Source organism: Actinomadura darangshiensis (genome assembly GCF_004349235.1).
GTDB classification, from domain to species: Bacteria; Actinomycetota; Actinomycetes; order Streptosporangiales; family Streptosporangiaceae; genus Spirillospora; species Spirillospora darangshiensis.
In genome coordinates, this window is record NZ_SMKY01000002.1 from 46,155 (window position 1) to 63,157 (window position 17,003).

The 17,003-nt window shown below is 73.2% G+C and carries 15 protein-coding genes; 11 read left to right on the plus strand and 4 right to left on the minus strand.

All coding sequences use genetic code 11. The annotated features are described in order from the left end of the window. From E1293_RS00765 to E1293_RS00785, 5 genes are all read left to right on the plus strand, one after another. Window positions 1-282: a sarcosine oxidase subunit delta gene (locus E1293_RS00765; protein ID WP_132192659.1), complete on the plus strand. Its 282-nt coding sequence runs from the start codon at window positions 1-3 to the stop codon at window positions 280-282. Then, a complete protein-coding gene (locus E1293_RS00770) occupies window positions 279-2,912 on the plus strand; it encodes a 2Fe-2S iron-sulfur cluster-binding protein (protein WP_132192661.1) in 2,634 nt (877 codons plus the stop codon). Before E1293_RS00765 ends, E1293_RS00770 begins: the two co-directional genes overlap by 4 nt. Then, complete coding sequence (locus tag E1293_RS00775; RefSeq protein ID WP_132192770.1) at window positions 2,905-3,498, plus strand: sarcosine oxidase subunit gamma; 594 nt, start codon at window positions 2,905-2,907, stop codon at window positions 3,496-3,498. The genes E1293_RS00770 and E1293_RS00775 overlap by 8 nt, the downstream gene beginning before the upstream one ends. Window positions 3,499-3,595: 97 nt before the next feature. After that, entirely contained in the window at window positions 3,596-4,030 is a 435-nt protein-coding gene (locus tag E1293_RS00780) for a Rieske (2Fe-2S) protein (protein WP_132192663.1), read from the plus strand. A gap of 103 nt (window positions 4,031-4,133) precedes the next feature. Next, complete coding sequence (locus E1293_RS00785; RefSeq protein ID WP_132192665.1) at window positions 4,134-4,631, plus strand: Rieske (2Fe-2S) protein; 498 nt, start codon at window positions 4,134-4,136, stop codon at window positions 4,629-4,631. Here E1293_RS00785 and E1293_RS00790 read toward each other — a convergent pair. Further along, window positions 4,618-5,796, minus strand: coding sequence for a mechanosensitive ion channel family protein (locus E1293_RS00790; RefSeq protein WP_132192667.1), 1,179 nt, complete (start codon window positions 5,794-5,796; stop codon window positions 4,618-4,620). The genes E1293_RS00785 and E1293_RS00790 overlap by 14 nt on opposite strands. Window positions 5,797-6,002: 206 nt before the next feature. Between E1293_RS00790 and uvrC the strand changes: the two genes are divergently transcribed. From uvrC to whiA, 4 genes are all read left to right on the plus strand, one after another. Next, window positions 6,003-8,033, plus strand: coding sequence for an excinuclease ABC subunit UvrC (uvrC, locus tag E1293_RS00795; protein ID WP_132192669.1), 2,031 nt, complete (start codon window positions 6,003-6,005; stop codon window positions 8,031-8,033). Beyond that, window positions 8,030-8,908 carry an RNase adapter RapZ gene (rapZ, locus tag E1293_RS00800; RefSeq protein ID WP_132192671.1) on the plus strand — a complete coding sequence of 293 codons (879 nt, stop codon included), beginning with the start codon at window positions 8,030-8,032 and terminating at the stop codon, window positions 8,906-8,908. Before uvrC ends, rapZ begins: the two co-directional genes overlap by 4 nt. A 40-nt stretch (window positions 8,909-8,948) precedes the next feature. Next, complete coding sequence (locus tag E1293_RS00805) at window positions 8,949-9,926, plus strand: gluconeogenesis factor YvcK family protein (protein WP_132192673.1); 978 nt, start codon at window positions 8,949-8,951, stop codon at window positions 9,924-9,926. A gap of 61 nt (window positions 9,927-9,987) precedes the next feature. Further along, window positions 9,988-10,968, plus strand: coding sequence for a DNA-binding protein WhiA (whiA, locus tag E1293_RS00810; protein WP_132192675.1), 981 nt, complete (start codon window positions 9,988-9,990; stop codon window positions 10,966-10,968). Between the two features lie 208 nt (window positions 10,969-11,176). Here whiA and E1293_RS50100 read toward each other — a convergent pair whose 3' ends face one another. Genes E1293_RS50100 through E1293_RS00825 form a run of 3 tightly spaced genes read right to left on the minus strand, consistent with a single transcriptional unit; the run spans window position 11,177 to window position 14,458 of the window. Further along, entirely contained in the window at window positions 11,177-12,391 is a 1,215-nt protein-coding gene (locus E1293_RS50100; protein WP_132192677.1) for a hypothetical protein, read from the minus strand. Window positions 12,392-12,395: 4 nt separating this feature from the next. Further along, the gene (locus E1293_RS00820) at window positions 12,396-13,688 is read right to left on the minus strand and encodes a hypothetical protein (protein WP_132192679.1); all 1,293 of its coding nucleotides are present in this window, start codon (window positions 13,686-13,688) and stop codon (window positions 12,396-12,398) included. Beyond that, the gene (locus E1293_RS00825) at window positions 13,685-14,458 is read right to left on the minus strand and encodes a hypothetical protein (RefSeq protein WP_132192681.1); all 774 of its coding nucleotides are present in this window, start codon (window positions 14,456-14,458) and stop codon (window positions 13,685-13,687) included. The genes E1293_RS00820 and E1293_RS00825 overlap by 4 nt, the downstream gene beginning before the upstream one ends. Before the next feature lie 225 nt (window positions 14,459-14,683). Between E1293_RS00825 and gap the strand changes: the two genes are divergently transcribed. Next, window positions 14,684-15,691, plus strand: coding sequence for a type I glyceraldehyde-3-phosphate dehydrogenase (gap, locus tag E1293_RS00830; RefSeq protein WP_132192683.1), 1,008 nt, complete (start codon window positions 14,684-14,686; stop codon window positions 15,689-15,691). A 79-nt stretch (window positions 15,692-15,770) separates the two neighbouring features. Further along, window positions 15,771-17,003: a phosphoglycerate kinase gene (locus E1293_RS00835; protein WP_132192685.1), complete on the plus strand. Its 1,233-nt coding sequence runs from the start codon at window positions 15,771-15,773 to the stop codon at window positions 17,001-17,003.

The window sequence follows — 17,003 nt, forward strand, 5'->3', positions numbered from 1 at the left end:
ATGCTGCTCATCCCTTGCCCTTGGTGCGGAGACCGCGACGAGGTCGAATTCCACTACGGCGGCCAGGCGCACGTGGCGTACCCGTCCGATCCTGACGCTCTGGACGATGCGGCCTGGGCCGACTACGTGTTCATGCGCGACAACCCGAAAGGCTGGTTCCGCGAGCGGTGGACGCACACCGCAGGGTGCCGCCGCTGGTTCAACGTGGTCCGCCACACGGTCACGTATGAGATCGCCGGTTCGTACCGGCCCGGTGACGTCCCGCCAAAGGTCGCGTCATGACCGGGTCGTTCCGGACGGCGTCGGGCGGCACGCGCATCGACCGTTCACGCACCCTCACCTTCACCTTCGATGGCACGACCTACACCGCGCATCCCGGTGACACGCTGGCGTCCGCGCTCCTTGCCCATGGCGTTCGCGTCGTCGCGCAAGGCCCGTACACGGGACGGCCGCGAGGCGTCTACAGCACGGGCGCCGAGGAGCCCAACGCGTTCGTCCAGGTCGAGTCGGGCCCAGGGGAACCGATGGTGCGCGCCACCCGCCTTGAGGTTCACGACGGTCTGCGCGCCTCGTCCCTGTCCGGGCGCGGGCGTCTGGTGGACGCGCCCGACACCGGCCGCTACGACAAGGTGTACGCGCACTGCGATGTGCTCGTCATCGGCGCCGGGACCGCTGGACGCGCGGCGGCTCTGGCGGCGGTCGCGGCCGGTGCTCGGGTCATCGTCGCCGACGACCGTCCCGGCATCGGGATCGAGGCGTCGGGGGAGCTGACGGTCCTGCCCCGCACGACGGTGACCGGCCATTACGACCACGGGTACTTCGTCGCCGTCGAGCGCCGCACCGACCACCTCGGCGACGCCGCTCCCGCCCGGACGGCGCGGCGGCGGCTCTGGCACGTCCGGGCGCGGCGGGTCGTCCTGGCGACGGGTGCTCTCGAACGCCCCGTCCTCTTCCCGGACAACGACCGGCCGGGGATCATGCTCGCCGGGGCGGCCGCCGCCTACGTCCGGCGATACGGCGTCCTGCCGGGCCGCCGGGCGGTCGTCTTCGGTGCGCACGACGGGGCCTTGCAAGCCGCGCTCGACCTCCTGGACGCGGGCGTGGAGATCGCGTGCGTGACCGACGTCCGGGCGTCGACCGGGCCGCTCGGCGACCGGCTGCGCGAGCGCGGCGTGACCGTCCTGGAAGGGCGGGCCGTCACCGGCACGGAGTCCGGTCCGGACGGCATCCTGACCGACGCCCGGATCGGGGGCGACATCGTGCCCTGCGACCTGCTCGCCGTCTCCGGCGGCTGGAACCCCGACCTGCACCTGTTCACCCAGGCGGGCGGCCGGACGCGATGGTCCGCCGAGCACGCCGCCTTCATCCCCGGCGCGCCGCCGCGCGTGCCCATCGACGTCGTCGGATCGGCGCGCGGCATCCCGGGCGAAGCGGCCGAGCACCTCCCGGAAGGCGCCGACGGCCTGGTCTTCGTCGACCTCCACCGCGACGCCACCCTCGCCGGCGTGCGCGACGCCCTCCAGGCCGGCATGACCTCGAACGAGCACGTCAAGCGGTACACGACCATCGGCACCGGCGCCGACCAGGGCCGCACGTCCGGGGTCCCGGCGTCCGGTGCGCTGGCGCGCCTCCTCGGCCGCGCGCCCGGCGAGATCGGCACCACCACGCAGCGCCCGCCCGTCGAGCCGATCCCGTTCGCCGTCCTCGCGGGCCGCGACCGCGGCGACCTGCTCGCGCCCGCCCGCCGCACCCCCATGCACGGCTGGCACGAGGAGCACGGCGCCCTCTTCGAGGACGTCGGCGAATGGAAGCGCCCCCGGTACTACCCGCGTCCCGGCGAGTCGATGGACGACGCGGTGCTCCGCGAATGCCGGACGGCCCGCGCCCGCGTCGCGGCCCTGGACGCGTCCACCCTCGGCAAGATCGACGTGCAGGGCCCGGACGCCGCCGCGTTCCTCGACCGGATCTACACCGGGCGGATCTCGACGCTCGCGCCCGGACGCTGCCGCTACGGCGTGATGTGCGGCACCGATGGGATGATCTTCGATGACGGGGTGGCGGCGCGGCTGGCCCCCGGCCGGTTCCACCTCACCACCACGTCCGGCAACGCCGCCCGCGTCCTGGACTGGCTGGAGGAGTGGCTCCAGACCGAATGGCCCGAGCTGCGCGTCCGGTGCACCTCGGTCACCGACCAGTGGGCCGTCGTCGCGCTCGCCGGTCCCCGGTCGCGGGACGTCCTGACCGCGCTGGCGCCCGGCCTCGACGTCGCCGCGTTCCCGTTCATGGCGACGCGCGAGGCGGAGGTCGCGGGCCTCCCGGCGCGGGTCTTCCGGATCAGCTACAGCGGGGAGCTCGCCTACGAGATCAACGTCCCGTCCTGGCACGGCCTCGCGCTCTGGGAGGCGGTCATGGCGGCCGGGGAACCGCACGGCATCGCGCCCTACGGGACCGAGACCATGCACGTCCTGCGCGCCGAGAAGGGCTACATCGTCGCGGGCCAGGACACCGACGGCACCGTCACCCCGCACGACGCGGGCCTCGGCTGGGCCGTCAAGGCCGCCGGAGGCTGGGTCGGGCACCGCTCGCTGCACCGCCCCGACACAGCCCGCGCCGACCGCAAGCGCCTCGTCGGCCTGCGCCCGCGGGACCCCGCCGTCGTCCTGGCCGAGGGCGCCCAGCTGGTCGCCGAGCCCCCGCCGGCCGAGATCACCCACCCGGTCCCGATGCTCGGCCACGTCACCTCGTCCTACCGGGGCACGGTCGGCTCGTTCGCGCTCGCCCTCCTCAAGGGCGGGGACGAGCGGGAGGGCGAGACCCTCTACGCGGTCGACTCCGGACGCGCCGACGCGGTCACCGTGACCAGTCCCGTCCACTACGACAGGGAAGGAGCACGCCGTGACGGCGATGGCTGAGGGATCGGCGCCGCGCAGCGCCGTCGCCCATCTCGCACCCGACCTGCCCGACCGTCCCGGCGGCGCGGTCCGGCTCCGCGAGGTCGCGTTCCCCGCCCAGGTCGAGCTGCGCCTGGACGACGAGGACGCCACCGCGTTCGGCCCCCGCGCCGGGCAGTTCCTGTGCTGCGGCATGCCGGCCCCCGGGCACGCCGCCGGGGCGGGCGACCCGTACGTCCTGTGGCTCGGCCCCGGCTGGTACCTCGCCGTCGACCGGCCCGGGAGCGCGTACGGCCTCCTCGCCGGCCTCCGCGACGCGCTCGGCGCGGACTGCGGCGGAATGTGCGGCTCGGCGGTGGACGTGTCGGCCGCACGGACGGTCCTCGAACTGTCGGGCCCAAGCGCGCGCGCAGTGCTGGCCCACGGCTGCCTGCTCGACCTCCATCCGAGGACGTTCGGGCCAGGGCGCTGCGCGCAGACCGTCCTGGCGCAGGCTCAGGTGGTCCTGCACCAGACGGGCGCGGCCGACTACCGGCTCCTCGTGCGGACGTCCTACGCCGACCATCTCGTCCGCTGGCTCCTGGACGCGATGACCGAGTACGTCTGATCCAGCCCGCCTGATCGAGCACGCCTGATCGAACACGGGCGGCGGCTACGGGCGGGTCGATGCGGGCCGCTCGGTGCGGTCCCACCAAGATGGAGCCATGGGAGACAACGTGACGCCCCGGGCCGCCGGGGACCGGGGGATCGGACGGCGCGCGGTGCTGTACGGCGGGGCCGGCGCCGTCGGTGCCGCCGCGCTCGCCGGGTGCGGCGGCGACAGCGAGCCGACGTCGGCCGCGGACCTGAAGGGCAAGGAGATCGCGAAGGCCGCCGACGTCCCGGTCGGCGGCGGCAAGGTGTTCGGGGACCAGAAGGTCGTGGTGACGCAGTCGAGCCAGGGCGCCTTCAAGGCGTTCACGGCGGTGTGCACCCACCAGGGCTGCACGGTGGGCAGCGTCACGAACGGTCTGATCAAGTGCCCCTGCCACGGCAGCGAGTTCAAGATCGCGGACGGGTCGGTGGCGCACGGCCCCGCGAAGGAGCCGCTGACCGAGTACCCGGTGCAGGTGAAGGGCGACGGCATCGTCGTCACCTGATCATCACTTCCGGCGCATTGGTTTCGGTTTGAACCAACTCGCTCGCGCATCCGTGCTTCCTGGTGACGGACCGGAATCAAGACATGTCACCGGAGGGGCGAACATGCCACAGAAGTCCGATACGCAGGCGGACGGGACGGAGCAGCAGCCGGGGGAGACACCGGCCGCGGGCGGCACCCGGAGAGGGCTGCTCATCGGCGCCGGGCTCGCGGGCGTGGCCGGCCTGGCAGCCGCGTGCGGCGGGTCCGGCGACGACGACGCGGGCGGCTCCGGCGGGTCCGGCGGGTCCGGCGGGGACTCGGGCGGCGGCGCGGGCGGTGCGCTGGCGGCGGCCAGCGAGATCCCGGTCGGCGGCGGCAAGGTCTTCGAGGACGCCAAGGTCGTCGTCTGCCAGCCGCAGGAGGGCGAGTTCAAGGCGTTCTCCGCCACCTGCACCCACAAGGGCTGCAGCGTCGGGTCGGTGTCCGGCGGCACGATCAACTGCCCGTGCCACGGCAGCAAGTTCAAGATCGCCGACGGGTCGGTGGCGAGCCCGCCCGCCGACAAGCCCCTGGAGGAGAAGAAGGTCACCGTCCAGGGCGGGAAGATCATGCTCGCCTGAGCGACTTCGCGGGCGCCGGGCCGTCCCTGCGCGGGACGGCCCGTGCCCCGTCCGCGTGCCGCCCCTCCGCCACGCCGTCCACCGGGGCGCCGTTCGCGGGCGTCTCGCCGTCCGGCGAGGGCGCGGCGTCGTCCGCCACGGGGTCGGAGTCGACGCGGAACCGGGGGAGCGCCTCCGGATGCCGGTCCCGGATGTGGGCGACCAGGTGCTCCCGGACGTCGCAGCGCAGGTCCCAGGTGCTCGCCGAGTCGGCGGCGCTCATCAGCGCGCGGAGCTTGACGACGCCGTTCGGCAGGACGTCCACCACCTGCAGCATCCACTCCCGCCGGTCCCACAGCGGGTTCTCCCTCAGCGCCGCGTACAGCTCGGCGCGCAGCTCCTCGACCGGCACCGTCCAGTCCACGTGCAGCTCCACCGAGCCGAGCAGCCGGCTGGAGTGCCGGGTCCAGTTCTCGAACGGCTGCTCGGTGAAGTGCGACACCGGGAAGATCATCCGCCGGTCGTCCCAGAGCTGCAGCACCACGTACGACAGCGTCAGCTCCTCGACCCGGCCCCAGGTGCCCTGCGTGACGACGACGTCGTCCAGCCGCAGCGCGTCGCTGAACGCCAGCTGCAGCCCGGCGAGCAGGTTGCCGAGCGCCGGCCGCGCCGCGATGCCGACGACCAGCCCGGCGACGCCCGCCGAGGCCAGCACCCCGGCGCCGACCGCCCGGACGGCCGGGAAGGTGAACAGCGCGGCGCCCACCGCGAGGACCACGATGATCACCGCGGCGATGCGGCGGAGCAGCAGCATCTGCGTCCGGGCGCGCCTCGCCCGCCGGTTGCGCTCGCCCTCGATGCGCATCAGCCGGGCCAGCGGCGGGTCGCTCAGCGCGTAGCCGATCCGGAGCACCAGCCAGGTGGTCGCGCCGATCACCGCGATCCGCAGCGCGTGCCGGACCGCGCCCTCCGCGCCGTCGCCGATCAGCTGGTACGGCATCGCGGCGTTGGAACCGGTCACCGCCGCGAACGCGAACGCCGGCGCCGCGCAGCGCCGGGCGACGCGCCCGGCGCCCGGCCAGCGCGCCGACAGCCGGCCCGCGAGCAGCCGCCGGCCTCCCTCGACGATGATCGCGGACGCCGCGACGACGGCCGCGAGGACGGTCCATGCCCAGAACGCGGACACGTGCGCAACGACCCCCTTCCGGTTCTGCCGAGCGGGTGCCCGACCGGTGGTCACCAGGCGCTCGACCTGCGTCCGACCTTCCCTTTCCCGTCACTTTGCGGTCATCCGGGCGCGGCGGGGAGATCTATGTCACCCCGCGCCGCATCGGACCGGGGCGGGACGCGCGGGCGCACGGCGTGTCGGTACCGCCCACTAGGCTTCTGAGCGTGGCAGATCCGGCGACCTACCGACCCGCACCGGGCTCCATCCCGGAGTCCCCCGGGGTGTACCGATTCCGCGACGAGCACGGCCGGGTCATCTACGTGGGCAAGGCGAAGAGCCTCCGCTCGCGGCTCAACTCCTACTTCGCCGACTTCTCCTCGCTGCACCCCCGCACCCAGACGATGGTGCAGACCGCCTCGCGCGTCGACTGGACGGTCGTCGGCACCGAGGTCGAGGCCCTCCAGCTCGAATACTCCTGGATCAAGGAGTTCGACCCCCGGTTCAACGTCCGCTACCGGGACGACAAGTCGTATCCGTATCTCGCCGTCACCCTGAACGAGGAGTTCCCGAGGGTGATGGTGATGCGGGGTGCCAAACGCAAGGGCGTGCGCTACTTCGGGCCGTACTCCCACGCGTGGGCGATCCGGGAGACGGTCGACCAGCTCCTGCGCGTCTTCCCCGTTCGGACGTGCAGCGCAGGCGTGTTCAAGCGGCAGCACCAGCTCGACCGCCCCTGCCTGCTCGGCTACATCGGCAAGTGCTCCGCGCCCTGCGTCGGCCGCGTCTCCACCGAGGAGCACCGCCTCCTCGCCGAGGACTTCTGCGACTTCATGGCGGGCAACACCTCCCGCTTCATCAAGCGCCTCGAACGCGACATGCGCGAGGCCGCCGCGTCCCAGGAGTACGAGCGCGCCGCCCGGCTCCGCGACGACATCCGCGCCCTGGAGCGCGCCCTGGAGAAGCAGGCCGTCGTCCTGCCCGACCGCACCGACTGCGACATGGTCGCCTTCGCCGAGGACGAGCTGGAGGCCGCCGTCCAGGTGTTCTACGTGCGCGGCGGCCGCATCCGCGGGCAGCGCGGCTGGGTCGTCGACAAGGTCGAGGACGTCACCACCGCCGACCTCGTCGAGCACTTCCTCATCCAGGTCTACGGCGAGATCGAGTCGGTGCCCCGCGAGGTCTTCGTCCCGGCCCTGCCGCCGGAGGAGGCCGCGATGACCGAACTGCTGTCGGAGCAGCGCGGCGGGCCCGTCCGGCTGCGCGTCCCGCAGCGCGGCGACAAGAAGACCCTGCTGGAGACGGTCGCGCGCAACGCCCACGAGGCGCTCAAGCAGCACAAGACGCGCCGCGCATCCGACCTCACCACCCGCAGCCGCGCCCTCCAGGAGCTCCAGGACGCCCTGGAGCTCGACGACGCGCCCCTGCGCGTCGAGTGCTACGACGTGTCCAACCTGCAGGGCACCAACGTGGTCGCCTCCATGGTCGTGTTCGAGGACGGCCTGGCCCGCAAGAGCGAGTACCGCCGGTTCACGATCAAGGCCGTGGAGGGTCAGGACGACGTCCGCTCCATCCACGAGGTCATCACCCGCCGGTTCCGCCGCTACCTCGCCGAAAGCGAGAAGATGGGCGAGCTCGACTCGCTTGGAGATCCGGAGGAAGACGGCGCGCACCAGCCGATCGACCCGGAGACCGGACGGCCGCGCAAGTTCGCCTACCCGCCCAACCTGGTGATCGTCGACGGCGGCGCGCCGCAGGTCGCCGCCGCGCAGCGCGCCCTCGACGAGCTGGGCGTCGACGACATCGCCGTCTGCGGCATCGCCAAGCGGCTGGAGGAGATCTGGCTCCCCGGCGAGGACGACCCGGTCATCCTGCCGCGCAACAGCGAGGGCATGTTCCTCGTCCAGCGGGTCCGCGACGAGGCCCACCGGTTCGCCATCACCTTCCACCGGCAGCGGCGATCCAAGTCCATGACGGTGAGCGAACTCGATAACGTTCCGGGTCTGGGCCCGGCGCGGCGCGCGGCGCTGCTGAAACACTTCGGCTCGCTGAAGCGGCTGAAGGACGCGACGCCCGAGCAGGTCGCCGAGGTCCCGGGGATCGGCGCGCGCAGCGCCGAGGGCATCGTCGCGGCACTGCACGGCGGCAAGGTCCCCCCGGGGGGCGGGACCGGCACCGGGCGGCACGCGGCCGGCGGGGAGAGCACGGTCGACGGCGAGCACAGGGTCGACGGGGAGCACAGGGGGAGACGGGCATGACCAGCGAGACGAAGATCCCGGACATCGTGATAGTCACCGGCATGTCCGGGGCGGGCCGCAGCACCGCCGCCAAGTCCCTGGAGGACCTCGACTGGTTCGTGGTCGACAACCTGCCGCCCGGGCTGCTCGCCACCATGGCCGACCTCGGCGGCCGGGTGAAGAACGCCGTGCCGCGCATCGCCGTGGTCGTGGACGTCCGCAGCCGCGGGTTCACCGAGGACCTGCACTCCTCGATCGCCGAACTGGAGGCGCGCGGCGTCCACCCGCGCGTGGTGTTCCTGGAGGCCGGCGACGCCGACCTGGTGCGCCGCTTCGAGAGCGTCCGCCGCCCCCACCCGCTGCAGGGCGACGGGCGCCTGGTGGACGGCATCGCCCGCGAGCGCGAACTCGTCCGCGAGGTCCGCGCCGAGGCCGACCTCGTCATCGACACCAGCGGCCTCAACGTGCACGAGCTGCGCAACAAGATCATCGGGTTCTTCGGCAACGACACCGGCGAGTCCAGCCTGCGCGCCACCGTCGTGTCGTTCGGCTACAAGTACGGGCTGCCCGTCGACGCCGACCTCGTCGTCGACTGCCGGTTCCTGCCGAACCCGCACTGGGTGCCGGAGCTGCGGCCGAAGACGGGCCGCGACGCCGCCGTCCGCGACTACGTCCTCGGGCAGCGCGGCGCCAAGGAGTTCCTGGACGCCTACGCCGAGGTCCTCCGCCTTCTCTCCGACGGCTACGAGCGCGAGGGCAAGCACTACGTGACCCTCGCCGTGGGATGCACCGGTGGAAAACACCGTAGTGTGGCCATGGCGGAACAGATCGCCGCCCGGCTGCGGGACGAGGGCATCGAGGTGCAGGTCGCCCATCGTGACCTCGGCCGCGAGTGACAGCCCGGCACGGGGCGCGGACAAGGAGAGACACGGCACGGTGAAGCCCCCTGGCCCGAAGGCGGGTCCGAAGGTCGTCGCGCTCGGCGGGGGCCACGGCCTCTACGCCTCGCTGTCCGCGCTGCGCCGGGTCACCGACCGGCTGACCGCCGTCGTCACCGTCGCCGACGACGGCGGCTCCAGCGGCCGGCTCCGCCGCGAACTCGGCGTGCTGCCGCCCGGCGACCTCCGGATGGCGCTCGCCGCCCTCTGCGGCGACGACGAATGGGGCCAGACCTGGCGGGACGTCGTCCAGCACCGCTTCCGCAGCGAGGGCGACCTGCAAGACCACGCCGTCGGCAACCTCCTCATCGTCGCGCTGTGGGAACTGCTCGGCGGCACCTCCGCGCCCGGCTCCACCGTCGCCGGGCTCGACTGGGTCGGCCGGCTGCTCGGTGCGCACGGCCGCGTCCTGCCGATGGCGGCCGTCCCGATGGACATCGTCGCCGAGGTGCGCGGCGCCGACCCGGCCCGCCCCGACGAGATCACCCACGTCAAGGGGCAGGCCGCCTGCGCGAAGACGCCCGGCGCCGTCCTCGGGGTGTCGCTCGTGCCCGCCGACCCGCCCGCCTGCCCCGAGGCCCTCGCCGCCGTTGACGAGGCCGACTGGATCGTGTTCGGCCCCGGCTCCTGGTTCACCAGCGTCCTGCCGCACCTCAAGGTCCCCGCGCTGGCCCGCGCCCTCACCACCTCCCGCGCCCGCCGCGTCGTCGCGCTCAACCTCGCGCCGCAGCCCGGCGAGACCGACGACTTCTCGCCGCAGCGGCACCTGGAGGTCCTGCAGGCGCACGCACCGGACCTGAGCGTGGACGTCGTCCTCGCCGACCGCGCGGTGGTGGACGACCCGGCGGCGCTCGACAAGGCCGTCCAGGACCTCGGCGGACGCCTCGTCCTCGCCGGCGTCGCCGCCGCCGACGGATCGCCGCGTCATGAACCCGCCCGTCTGGCCCAAGCCTTCGTACAGATATTCGCTGAGTGACGACCGGCGCGGCCGTCATCGGCCAGACTGCTGGAAGTCCGATAGGGGGAGGGTTCATCAGATGGCGATGACCGGTCTGGTCAAGGACGAGCTGAGCAGGCTCACGATACTGAAACCGTGCTGCCGCAAAGCCGAGGTCTCGACGCTGCTGCGCTTCGCGGGAGGCCTGCACCTGGTCAGCGGGCGCATCGTGATCGAGGCCGAGATCGACACCGGCGTGGCCGCCCGGCGCCTGATCAAGGACATCTCCGAGGTGTTCGGGCACACCTCCGAGGTCGTCGTGCTCGCGGCCAGCGGCCTGCGCAAGGGCAACCGCTACGTCGTCCGCGTCTTCCGGGAGGGCGAGTCGCTCGCCCGGCAGACCGGCCTCGTCGACAACAACGGCCGGCCCGTCCGCGGCCTCCCCCGGCATGTGGTCGCGGGGGCGGCCTGTGACGCCGAGTCCGCCTGGCGCGGCGCGTTCCTCGCGCACGGCTCGCTCACCGAACCCGGCCGCTCCATGTCCCTCGAAGTGACCTGCCCCGGCCCCGAGGCCGCGCTCGCCCTCGTCGGCGCCGCCCGCCGCCTCAAGATCCACGCCAAGGCCCGCGAGGTCCGCGGCGTCGACCGCGTCGTCGTCCGCGACGGCGACGCGATCAGCGCCCTGCTCACCCGGCTCGGCGCGCACGACAGCGTCCTCGCCTGGGAAGAGCGCCGGATGCGCCGCGAAGTCCGCGCCACCGCCAACCGGCTCGCCAACTTCGACGACGCCAACCTCCGCCGCTCCGCCCGCGCCGCCGTCGCCGCCGGCGCCCGCGTCGCCCGCGCCCTGGAGATCCTCGGCGACGACGCCCCCGAGCACCTCGTCAGCGCCGGCCGCCTCCGCCTGGAGCACAAGCAGGCGTCCCTGGAGGAACTCGGCCAGCTCGCCGACCCGGCCCTCACCAAGGACGCCATCGCCGGCCGCATCCGCCGCCTCCTCGCCATGGCCGACAAACGCGCCGGCGACCAGGGCATCCCCGGCACCGACGCCAACCTGACGGCCGACATGCTGGCGCCGTAGTTTACTGGGGGGGCGACCCCCCAAACCCCCCGTTGCGACGCAGGCGATCCTCACGCCGCCGTTTCGGTCTCTGTGCCTCTTGCGCCTTGTGCGGCGTCGCTCCGGTCGCCTGCGTCGTCGGGCATGCCCGCTCCGCTCGCTGCGCTCGCTCCGCGTGCCTGCCCGTGACCGCCGCCTGAGGTCCAGACCCAAGAGGGCTCGGCGTGGGCTAGTCGCCTCTTAGGATTCGGGGGATCAGGTCTTCGCGTAGTTGGCCGTAGCCGGTTTCGGCCCAGACGCTTTGGGTCGGGTCGGCCTCGTAGTAGGGGACTTCGCGGCCGTCGCGGTGGTCGGTGAGGACGTCGGGGGTCTGCTTGTCGCGGGCCGCGCGGGCGCAGGGGCGGCACGTCTGGACGCGGAGGCGCTTGCGGGAGCCCAGGGGGCGCCAGTCGAGCTTGTTCGTCGCGTCGCCGTGCAGGGGGTTGAAGAAGCAGAGGGGGACCGGCGGGATCTCCGGCTTGCCGTCCGCAACGGCCTGCGCGGAGGCGAGGGCGTCCCGGCCCTGGTCGAGGACGACGAGGACGCCGGCCAGGTCGGGGGCGCCCCGGGCCGCGTCGAGGGTCTTGCCGGCGGCCTGGTAGGCGTCCAGGGCGCGGGCCATCAGCGTGCGGGTGCGCTCGCCGGTGGTGGGGACGGAGGTCTCGTCCAGCAGCTCGCCGAACGCGATGACCTCGCGGGACGCCTGCTCGCGGAGCTGGTCCTCGGTGGCGCGGCTCGCCGTGGCGAACACCGTGCGGGGCATCAGCAGGCCGTGGCCCTCGCGGCGGACGGACGCCATCCGGCGCCGCCGCCAGAGGAGGAACCCGGCTGCGCCCACGACGGCCACGCCCGCCGCGCCCGCGCCGAGGGCCCAGGCCAGGCCGCCGTCGTCCTGCTCTGAGCCGTTGGCTTTCGGGGTGCCGTCGGGTGAGGTGGTCTTGCGCGCGTTGACCCGCTCGCTGAGTTCGTCGGAGAGGCGGTCGTACTCCTGCTCGGCGGTGCCCGAGATGAGCAGGTCGGCGACGCGGGAGAGCTTGGCCGCCAGCGGCGCCTCGCGCAGGGTGCGGTCGATGTTGACCGCCCCGGCGGCGTCGAGGGCGTGGTGGTCACCGCCCCATTCGCGTCCGGACAGGCCGTCGGTGTCGTCGTCGAAGGTGATGAAGATGCCGTCGCGGCCCAGCCGGTCGTGGACGACGGTGGCGAGCTGCTCGGCGTCCGTCCAGGTGCCGCCCTTGACCAGCGGGACCAGGACGATGAAGACGGGCGCGGGCGCCTTTTTCAGCTTGCCGAGGAGCCGCCGCCGCTCCGCCGCCGGAAGCGCGGACGCCAGCGACGAGTCGACGTAGAGGGGGGAGCGGCGGAGGGCGGCGGCCAGCCGTTCGCCGGGCGACGGTTCATTCAACACCGCGTCATTCAACACCGAGATACCTCATCACACGGGGGAGGAAGTCCTTGCCGCGGCCGCCCCACGCCGTGTCGCGCCACACGCCGGGGACGAGGGTGTGCGGGCGGTCGCCGTCCGGGGTGCGGACCTTGAGGAGGTGCCCCTCGGTGAGCCCGTTGCGCTTCTGGGAGAGGCGGCAGGCCTCGCAGAGGGGACACTGCTTCGGCAGGTCGTGCTCGGCCAGCTTCGGGACGCGTCGGCTCACGACCGACTCGCCGTGCAGCGGGTTGACCAGGCAGGGCGCGGGCGGCGCCGCGAGGTTCCGGGTGATCGCGATGCGGCCCTGGCGGGCCAGGACGATCGCGCCGACCAGGTCGGTCGCCTTGTCCTCGTCCTGCTTGGCGTCGTCGTAGAGGATCTGGGCGGCGTCGTAGGCGGAGACGGCGTAGTCGCGTCCCTGCTCCGCCTCCGCCGTGGCGAGGAGGGGCCGGAGCCGCTCCAGCTCCTTCGCGGCGTGGCGGCGCAGCCAGCGCATGCTCGGCTTGGTGGGCGCCCAGCGGTGCACCTCGGCCTTCGGCTTCCCCCTCGCCTTCTCGCCGCGCCGCCCGCGCCCGAGGAGGGCGAGGACGCCGATGCCCAGCCAGTACAGGACGAGGGCCCCGACCGGCCCGGCGAGGAGGAGACCGGTCAGGAGCGGCGCCTGGATCTCCGGATCGGCCGGGGTCTGCTTGGTCTCCTCGCCGAACGGGTCGGGGGAGGAGTACAGGGTCGGGGTCTCCGGCGACGCCGATGGCGCGGCGGCGTAGCCTTCCAGCCGCTGGACGACCCGGTCGGCGAGCCCAGTGAAGGGATGCTCCGGGTCGGCGGGCCGGCTGCTGCCCGGAAGGTCGTCTTCCAGGGTGGAGTAGGGGAGGCGGCGGGGCACGTCGAACGCCTCGGACTCCATCTGGCCGCGCGAGTTGACCATGAGGTAGAGCCCGTCCCGGCCGGAGCGGTCGTGCAGCATGAACAGGAACGCGTCGTCCTGGCCCTGCGACTCCGAGTCGTTCGGGTTCGGGATCACCACGACGTACGCCGGTGTGCCGATCCGCTTCGCGGTCCCGGCGAGGGCGGCGCGGAGGCGGCCCCGGTCCGGCTCGCCGAGAGCCTGCCCCACGTCCGGGTCGACGAACAGCGGGTCCTTGGCGAGCGCGGCGGTGATCCGGTCGATCCGGTGGTAGGCGTACGGTGGCGGATCGGCCGCGGCGGACCCCGGCCATGCGGTGAGCGCGGCGAGGACCAGGGCCGCGAGCAGCGCCGGGGCGCGGAGCCGTCTCATCGGCGCCCCTTTTGCTTCGATAGCCGCTGTTTCCGCTTCGCCTGCACCTTCTTGGTGCGTGCCTTCACGGTCGGTTTCCGCCGGGGCTTTGGACTGCGGACGCGGCGCCAGATCAGCAGGCCGAGGATCGTGCCGCCGCTGAGCACGGCGCCGCCGCCGAACAGGCCCCACTCGATGTGGGCGGCGCGCCGGTCCGCCGCGTCGTCGGCGTCCAGCGCCTCGCGGAGCTTCGACTTGGGCTCCGGATGGGGATGGTCGCGGCGCTCGCGGGCGTGCCCGGACAGGGCGATCTCCACGAACCGCTCGATCATCTCGGGCGCGGTCGCGTCGTAGGGCAGCTCGAAGTCCGCGGCCGACCAGGCGTCGTCCACCGGGAGCCGCCGGGACCCGCCGAACTGCCGCGCCTCCCCGTGGCCGCCGGACGGGTCGACCACGAGGTAGACGCCGTCCTTGCGCAGCCGGTCGCGGAGCAGCGGCACGAGCGAGTCGGCGGGGTTCTCCTGCCCGATGCCCACGGTGGGCGTCACCGCAACGTACGCGGGGACGCCGAGCCGCGCGATGGACGCCTTGATCCGCGCGGCGGCGTCCGGGGGCAGCGACCGCGGGGCGTGATCCGTGACGTACACGGGATCGCGGGCGAGCGCGGCGGCGATGTGGTCGGCCCGGCTCACCGGTTCGACGCGCTCCATGGGCGTCGCCGAGGCGGCAGGGCAGCCCAGCACCATGAACCCCGCAAGCCCCACCAACAGGACGAACCGCCCGCGCCACATGGACCGCGAGTGTAGTGATGATCGTCCGGTGCCGTGGAAGGGGCCGGGCGCGGGCAATCCCCCGGCCGGGGGAACGCGGGCTCACCCGGGATTTCCCACGAAACCGGTGTCCGGCTACTCGTGGGTCATTGGATAGGGTCGGGAGGTGGGGGAGAACCCCGGATCCGACCGTAGTTAACAGTCCGGCCGAGGCCGGGCGATACGACGTACGAGGAGAGCCGTTCCGTGACCATCCGAGTAGGCATCAACGGGTTCGGCCGGATCGGCCGCAACTTCTACCGTGCGGTGAAGGCGTCCGGGGCCGACATCGACGTCGTTGCGGTCAACGATCTGACGGACAACGCCACCCTCGCCCAGTTGCTGAAGTACGACAGCATCCTCGGCCGTTTCCCCGAGGACGTGCGCGCCACCGCGGACGAGATTGTCGTGGGTGGCAAGGCGATCAAGGCGTTCGAGGAGCGCGACCCCGCCAACCTCAAGTGGAGCGACGTCGGCGCCGACATCGTCGTGGAGTCGACCGGCTTCTTCACCGACGCGACCAAGGCCAAGGTGCACGCCGACAACGGCGCCAAGAAGGTGATCATTTCCGCGCCGGCCAAGAACGAGGACGTCACCGTCGTCCTCGGCGTCAACGACGGCGAGTACGACCCGGCCGCGCACACGGTCATCTCCAACGCATCCTGCACCACCAACTGCCTGGCCCCGCTGGCGAAGGTCCTCAACGACGCCTTCGGCATCGAGAACGGCCTGATGACGACGATCCACGCCTACACGCAGGACCAGAACCTGCAGGACGCCCCGCACAAGGACCTGCGCCGCGCCCGCGCCGCCGCGCTGAACGTCGTGCCGGCGTCCTCCGGCGCGGCCAAGGCCATCGGCCTGGTGCTGCCGGAGCTGAACGGCAAGCTGACCGGTTACGCGCTGCGCGTGCCGGTGCCGACCGGCTCGGCCACCGACCTCACCGCCACGCTGTCCCGCGAGGTCACTGCCGAGGAGGTCAACGAGGCGTTCAGGGCCGCCGCCGAGAGCGGCCCGCTGAAGGGCTACCTCAGCTACACCGAGGACCCGATCGTCTCCAGCGACATCGTCACCGACCCGGCGTCCTGCATCTTCGACTCCGGGCTGACCCTCGCCCTGGGCAAGCAGGTCAAGGTCATCGGCTGGTACGACAACGAGTGGGGCTACTCCAACCGGCTCGTCGACCTCGTCAAGCTCGTCGGCTCGCAGCTCTGACCGAAGCCCGCCACCGCCGTGGCCGTGCGTGACGCGCGGCCACGGCGCGGCCGTGTACGGGGAAGGACATCGCATCCCGATGCGCACCATTGACGATCTCGACGTGGCCGGACGGCGCGTCCTCGTCCGGGCCGACCTGAACGTCCCGCTGCAGGACTCAGGCGCCCTGCCGGGGGGTGTGGGGGGTCGCCCCCCCACAATGATGGGGATCACCGACGACGGGCGGATCCGGGCCAGCCTGCCGACGATCGAGGCGCTCCGCGCCCGCGGCGCCAAGGTCATCGTCTGCGCCCACCTCGGCCGCCCCAAGGGGGAGGTCAAGCCCGAGTTCTCGCTGGCGCCGGTCGCCGCGCGGCTGGGCGAGCTGCTGGGCACGGAGGTGGCGTTCGCGGGCGACGTCGTCGGCGACTCCGCCCGCGCCGCGGCGGAGGGACTGGCCGACGGCGGCGTGGCGCTGCTGGAGAACCTGCGCTTCGAGCCGGGCGAGACCAGCAAGGACGACGCCGAGCGCGGTGCGCTGGCCGACGAGTTGGCCGCCCTCGCCGACCTCTACGTCGGGGACGGTTTCGGCGCCGTGCACCGCAAGCACGCCTCCGTCTACGACGTCCCGAAGCGGCTGCCGCACGCCGCCGGCGGGCTGATCGCCGCCGAGGTCGAGGTGCTCAAGCGGCTCACCGAGGACGTCGAGCGCCCCTACGCGGTCGCCCTCGGCGGCTCCAAGGTGTCCGACAAGCTCGGGGTGATCGACAACCTGCTCGGCAGGGCCGACCGCATCCTGATCGGCGGCGGCATGGTGTTCACCTTCCTCAAGGCCCAGGGCCACGAGGTCGGCAAGAGCCTCCTCGAAGAGGACCAGCTCGGCACCGTCCGCGACTACCTGCGGCGGGCGCAGGAGTCGGGCGTGGAGTTCGTGCTGCCCGTCGACATCGTCGCGGCCACCGCCTTCGCGGCCGACGCCGACCACACCGTGGTCGCCGCGGACGCGATCCCGGCCGACCGGCTCGGCCTGGACATCGGCCCCGAGTCCGGCAAGCTCTTCGCCGCGCGGCTCGCCGACGCCCGGACGGTGTTCTGGAACGGCCCCATGGGCGTGTTCGAGATGGAGCCGTACTCGCACGGCACCCGCGCCGTCGCGCAGGGCCTCCTCGACTCCGGCGCGTTCACCGTGGTCGGCGGCGGCGACTCGGCCGCGGCCGTCCGGCAGCTCGGCTTCGACGAGGCCGCCTTCTCCCACATCTCGACCGGCGGCGGCGCCAGCCTCGAATACCTCGAAGGCAAGACGCTGCCCGGCCTGCAGGCTCTGGAGGACTGA